This window comes from Kaarinaea lacus (assembly GCF_975902315.1).
In genome coordinates, this window is record NZ_CDLKIE010000454.1 from 1 (window position 1) to 6207 (window position 6207).

The following is a 6207-nucleotide window of genomic DNA, read 5'->3' on the forward strand; positions in this document are numbered from 1 at the left end:
CGACAGGACATAGTTCCAGTGAGTATAAAATACAACGGCGCCGGTGTATGTGAGCATGTTCATGCCCAGGTTCGTTTTTGTACCGAAACCAATACGTAAGAAGTATATAAAACTATGACAAGTATGCCGTTCTTAATCTTAAGATAATATATAAAAAGCTTTCAAAATGCTTCGTAAGGCATTGAAAATTCATGATTCTGGATTATTATTATTTTTATAGTGTCATCAGGTAAACGAACAAGTTTCGTACGCGTTGTAAAATAACGTACTTATAGAGAATTGTAGGGGATTTCCAGGGGGGAAGTGTTGTTTAGTCCTTTAGGACGCTGGCCAATAGTAAGTTCAATATTCCGCACGTTGAGTCGCGAGACATATTAATCCTCGATAAATGTTCTTTGGCCGAAGAGCAACATGTACAGATACGATTCGCACAGTAGCCAGGGCGCCTCTTTCATTGTGGATTGCCGAAGAGGTGCCTGGCATTAATTACAATACAGAGGTTACCGTTTCAATGTCAGCTACTCAGGTTCGTTGGCTCACCAATCATTTTGCGCAAGGTAAAATTTCCAAAGAAGAGTTTGCTTCACTGTATTCGAGAATTGCAAATTCAGAACAACAAGCGCAGTCAGGCAATGCAAATCCACAGCGTAAAGTACTCAGGCTGCATCCAGTAACACGCAGGGTGTTAGTTCAAATCAGGGTTTTCAAAGTTGTGGCTAAAATTTCCACGTATCTGTTGATGCTGGCAGTGATGAGCTTAGTTTACATAGCGTTTGATTACTATAAAACCAGCGGAACCCTGGCTACCTTTAATGTTTCAGTTGTGGAACGCTATTTTGCGCAGGTAACCCAACAAAGCCTTCCAACTGATATAAAGGAAGCGGCCGAGTTCCTGGCGAATGAGTCTAACTGGACTGAGCGGCATATCTACCAGTTTTTAGAGCAATGGCAAGGTCTGGCGGATTCCAGACAAAGGGAAATTCAAGGGCAGGACTGGTTTCGTTCATTCAATTTAGCGCTATCATTACAGATTGCCGATCAACGTGCTTTGATCAAGCAAGGTAATAAAAAAGCGTTACAACGAAAGCTGTTGCTCGTCAAATTGGCGGAAAATATTGACAAAAAGAAGGCGTAATTTCCACGGCGATTTTCGTCCCCCGATATTGTAAAAATTCATCATCCCACCTGTTTTAGTGTCTACTAATCCAATTCAGCCGGGGCTGAGTTGTTTATATCTATTTCTTTGACTAATATTTAGTTGTAATTGAATATAATTCTGGCTGATACATCCTATAAACACCTGCGAAGATAACGTAAACCAAAATGGCGTATATATTGATTTTAGGAACTGGTGAAAAATGCGCTCTGAACGAGAGTCAGATTGGCATTGGCCGGTCGCCCGACAATGAAATTGTGCTGGCTGACGACTCGGTCAGTATTTATCATGCGCATATTATTACTGAACCATTAAAAAACGATCCCGATAAGGAAGTACATATTATTGAAGATCTGGGTAGTACAAACAAAACCCTGATCAATAACAAAGTAGTGCAACGATATGTTCTGAAGAATGGAGATGTTATAAGGGTAGGGAACTCACGCCTTAAATTTTCTACAGAAAAATATGTGCCGCCACCGCCTGATTTTAAGAAAACTCAAAAAGTTAAGAAAGTTGAAGTGTCGGATTTTTTATATACCAGAAAAACATGACTTGCTGTCACATGCATATATGCTGAAGCCAGGTTAAAGATTTGAACTTGCAATACAATAAGAAGAGATTTTAAGCGGCATCATCGCTATAGTATAATTTTTCAGGTTGTGGAGGGCTTAAAAGCAAACTTTATCAACCAGGCAAGTATATTATTCACAGACAGTAACAGGCCAACAAACAACAACGTGCTCTGGTCTGCGCCAATCCATACTAATCCTGCAACAACTAACAGCATTGCCAGAAGTTTATAAAACATAAACTCACCTTCCATCGTTCCAGTTTCAAGGCTATATGCTTAGACTTCTGTTATTCGTTTAGTGTTGTCATCTTACGCCAATAGTCAGTCAATGACCGCCAGTAGCTATGGTGTCACGCGTAGTGATAACATTACTGTAGCTCGCCTGGGCAGTTCCCCGAAAGGAAACTTATAACAACTTAACGGCGATAACAATGTGCGGATCTTCGCTAGAAAGTGATTTGGTGAAGCCGAGGTGTTCAACAAGTTTTAGCATTTCCCTGTTGTCTGCCAGTATTTCTCCTTCCATGGTTTTGAAACCACGGTTTTTCGCGGTTGCCATGAGGATTGTCATTAAACGAGAACCGATACCTTTGTGCTGCCATTCATCATCTACTACCAGGGCAAACTCACAGCTCTCTCCATCCGGGTTGGTGGTATACCGGGCGACACCCACTTCCAGTTCTTTACTTTCATGGTCGAGCACTGCAATAAATGCCATTTCCCGGTCATAGTCTATCTGGGTAAAGCGAATCAACATTTGCGGCGTTAATTCTCGTAAGGCTTGCATGAAGCGAAAATACTTCGCTTTCGGAGATAGGTCTCGTATAAATGCATCTTCTATTTCCGCATCTTCCGGTCGAATAGGGCGGATGGTAATTTCGGTGCCATCGGCTGTATGCCAGCTGGATTGTAAATGCGTTGGATAGGGGTGGATAGCCATATGATCATAGGGTTTGACCTGGGTGTAATGTTTATCAACCACGATACGTGCATCAAGCGAAACGACACCTTTTTCATCTGCCATTATAGGGTTGATATCCAGTTCCTGTATTCTGGGGATTTCACAAACAATTTCAGAGATGCGTAATAATACCTGTACCAACGCATGCATATTGATCGCAGGCAGACTTCGAAAATCACCTAATAATTTTGCTACTCGGGTGTTGTTGATAAGATTTTTTGCGATAAAGGCGTTCAATGGGGGTAGGGCAACGGCACGATCGCGTTGAATTTCAACTTCGGTACCGCCCGAGCCAAAGCTGATTACTGGCCCAAACACAGGGTCTCGAATCACCCCGATTATCAATTCTCGGCCATTGGGATTGCTGTACATTTTTTCGATGGTGACACCACGGATTTCACTATCGGGATACTGCGCTTTTATGGTTTCGATCATTGCCGTGTATGTGTTGCGCACGGAGTGGGCATCATTAATATTCAGGCGCACGCCGCCTACATCCGTTTTATGTGAAAGTTGTGTTGCGGCTATTTTCATGGCAACCGGGAATCCCAGCGATTCTGCAGCAACTAATGCTTCGTTTGCAGAATGTGCTTCAAATGTTGAACTAACTGGAACACCAAATGCAGTTAACAGGGCTTTCGATTCCATGCCACTTAATACTGTTCGATGCTCTGCCAAAGCACCATCAATAATCATCTGTGCACCTTCTATGTCCGGTGCACTGCGTTTCCCCAGGGGTCCCGGTACCTGCAACAGTAATAACTGGTTCCGATGATAGTTAGCCAGATAAGAAAAAGCCTCGATGGATGCTTCCGGAGTCGGGAAGGAGGGAATCTTGTGTTCGGCAAATATATTTCTTGCATTTTCCACTTGTGACTCGCCCATCCAGCAGGTCAAGAGCGGTTTGTTACGATTATTCCCTGCATCTACAACTGCCTTGGCGGCCAGCGTGGGTTCCGTCATTGCCTGGGGCGTCAATATGGCAACAACGCCATCGACATTTTTATCCTGAAGACAGGCTTCAACCGCGTCATGAAACCGCTGTTCGGTAGCATCGCCAAGAATATCGACCGGATTGCTGTGTGACCAGTGCTCTGGTAGTTTTGCATTCAACATTTGCACCGTGTTTTCGTCAAACTGAGAAATGTTTAGTCCCAGGTCAATAGCGCGATCGGTGGCCATGACACCGGGGCCTCCACCATTGGTAACAATCGCCAAACGATTACCTTTAACGCGATTATGTGTTGAAAGTAAGTGTGCAGCAGAAAACAATTGTTCGATGGTCATTGCTCGCACGACACCTGCACGGTTTAAGGCAGCGTCAAATACATCATCAGACCCGACTAAAGCCCCGGTATGGGACATTGCTGCCCGGGAACCTTCACGATGACGACCGACTTTAACCACCACGACCGGTTTCAGGCGCGCGGCAGCGCGCAAGCCACTCATAAAACGCCTTGCGTTTCGAATACCTTCTACATAAAGAAGAATACTTTGTGTTTCTGAATCCAGGGCCAGATAATCCAGCACATCACCAAATTCAATATCACTGGCACTACCCAATGACACTACCGTCGAAAATCCAATATTGCGCGGTTCGGCCCAGTCAAGAATGGCAGTACAAAGTGCACCCGACTGGGATACCAGCGCCAGCGATCCGGTTTGCGCCATGCTTTTACTAAACGTGGCATTTAGTTTCGCACGGGTGCGGATCAGTCCCAGGCAATTTGGGCCCATTATCCGCATTTGGTAAAGGGAAGCTTCCTGCAATAACTGGTTTTGGAGATGTGATCCTGCACCATTGCCCTCACCAAAACCGGCAGATATTACAATAGCGGCGCGAACACCGTGCTCACCGCACTCATGAATAATTTCAGGTACCGTGCTAGCAGGTGTAGTAATTACCGCCAGATCAATGCTGTCATTGATCTCGTTAATCGAGGGGTAGCACTGCTTTCCTTTGAGTTTCTGATATTTTGGATTGATCGGATAGACAGGACCTTCAAATCCTGCATCAAGAAGATTTTGATAGAGACGAGTGCCAACGGCATTCTCGCGGGTACTGGCACCAAACACCGCGATTGCCTTTGGTGCAAATAACCGGTCAAGGTAATGGGGGCCCATGCAATATCCCTATTGTCAGTGACTGCCGATATCGTTTAAGGTGCCATGAGTTAGATTCAAAATCAATTGGCAACTTCTCATGACAACGGCCATTATTTCACACTCCGATTGCGCACTACATGACATGGGGCAAGGACACCCGGAATGCCCACAGCGCTTGTCCGCGATCCGGGACCAGTTAATTGCCAGCGGCCTGGACATGTTACTGCAGCATGTCGAAGCGCCCCTGGCAAAGCGTGAACATCTGGAATTAGTGCATGATGCAACCTATATTGACAGTATTTTGCAATCTGCACCGGCGCCAGGTCACCAGGCCTGGGTCGATCCCGACACAAGCATGAATGAGCATACCTTGAACGCTGCTTTACGCGCAGCAGGTGCTGCTATCCATGGGGTCGATATGGTAATGACGAATAAAGTAACGAATGTATTTTGTAATGTGCGCCCACCCGGCCACCATGCGGAACGGGATCGGGCAATGGGATTTTGTTTTTTCAATAATGTCGCGATAGGTGCTGCCCATGCACTCAATAACTATAATCTGGAGCGAGTTGCAATTGTTGATTTTGATGTCCATCATGGAAATGGTACTGAAGATATTTTCCGTGATGAAAACCGCGTTTTGTTCTGTTCTACATTTCAACATCCCTATTATCCATACAGCGGTGCTGATACAGCGAGTGAACATATTGTTAATGTACCATTGCCGGTCGGTACAAAAGATGACGCTTTTCAGCAAGCGGTTGCGGAAAAATGGTTGCCTAAGCTTAATGAATTTAAACCACAATTCATTTTCATATCCGCCGGCTTCGATGCACATGTAGAAGATGAAATGGCAGGATTGGCATTGACCGAGCAAAGTTACACCTGGGTGACACAACAAATAAAAATCATCGCCGGGAAATATGCCGAGGAGCGTATTGTTTCCTGTCTTGAAGGCGGTTATGCATTGTCAGCATTAGGCCGAAGTGCGGCGGCACATATTGGCGTATTGTCTGAATGAAGATTGCTTCCGCGGCGATATGACAACACCGACATTGGATACTATTTTCCGTATTTGCTTTCTTCTCGACCTTAGCACTGTACATAAAGTACAGAGTCAGGAAAGAGGTGGCTGCGTTCACTGAGTTTGATCTGCACAAGATAAAAAAGGACACCGTAAAGGTAGCTTTTTTAAAGAATTATTGTATTTCAAATTGGCTCAGTCGCTGGGCTGTTCTCAAGTAGTCGTTCCAGCAATCTTACTCCAGTTCCGTCTTCCGATAGGGACTTTTTTATAACAAAATAATTATAAATACCTCGCCATTATAATCTCATTTATGTCGAGATATTTTACACTCTTGCTATCATCATTATTGCCCCTGAAAAAATACGCTAACTCTATTAAATAAA

Annotated in this window: 5 protein-coding genes; 3 read left to right on the plus strand and 2 right to left on the minus strand. The window is 44.5% G+C overall.

Going from position 1 to position 6207, the window contains the following annotated elements; translation table 11 throughout:
* Positions 1-511: 511 nt before the first annotated feature.
* Both ACWVCM_RS14085 and ACWVCM_RS14090 read left to right on the plus strand, forming a co-directional pair.
* On the plus strand, positions 512-1135 hold the full coding sequence (locus ACWVCM_RS14085) for a hypothetical protein (protein WP_455202397.1): 624 nt from the start codon (positions 512-514) through the stop codon (positions 1133-1135).
* A gap of 188 nt (positions 1136-1323) precedes the next feature.
* Complete coding sequence (locus ACWVCM_RS14090) at positions 1324-1710, plus strand: FHA domain-containing protein (protein ID WP_455202398.1); 387 nt, start codon at positions 1324-1326, stop codon at positions 1708-1710.
* Between the two features lie 101 nt (positions 1711-1811).
* On the opposite strand, the gene ACWVCM_RS14095 is transcribed toward ACWVCM_RS14090, so the two are convergent.
* Entirely contained in the window at positions 1812-1967 is a 156-nt protein-coding gene (locus ACWVCM_RS14095; protein WP_455202399.1) for a hypothetical protein, read from the minus strand.
* Between the two features lie 169 nt (positions 1968-2136).
* Positions 2137-4815: a bifunctional acetate--CoA ligase family protein/GNAT family N-acetyltransferase gene (locus ACWVCM_RS14100; RefSeq protein ID WP_455202400.1), complete on the minus strand. Its 2679-nt coding sequence runs from the start codon at positions 4813-4815 to the stop codon at positions 2137-2139.
* A 79-nt stretch (positions 4816-4894) separates the two neighbouring features.
* Here ACWVCM_RS14100 and ACWVCM_RS14105 point away from each other — a divergent pair, with 79 nt between their 5' ends.
* Positions 4895-5818: a histone deacetylase family protein gene (locus ACWVCM_RS14105; protein ID WP_455202401.1), complete on the plus strand. Its 924-nt coding sequence runs from the start codon at positions 4895-4897 to the stop codon at positions 5816-5818.
* Positions 5819-6207: the final 389 nt, after the last annotated feature.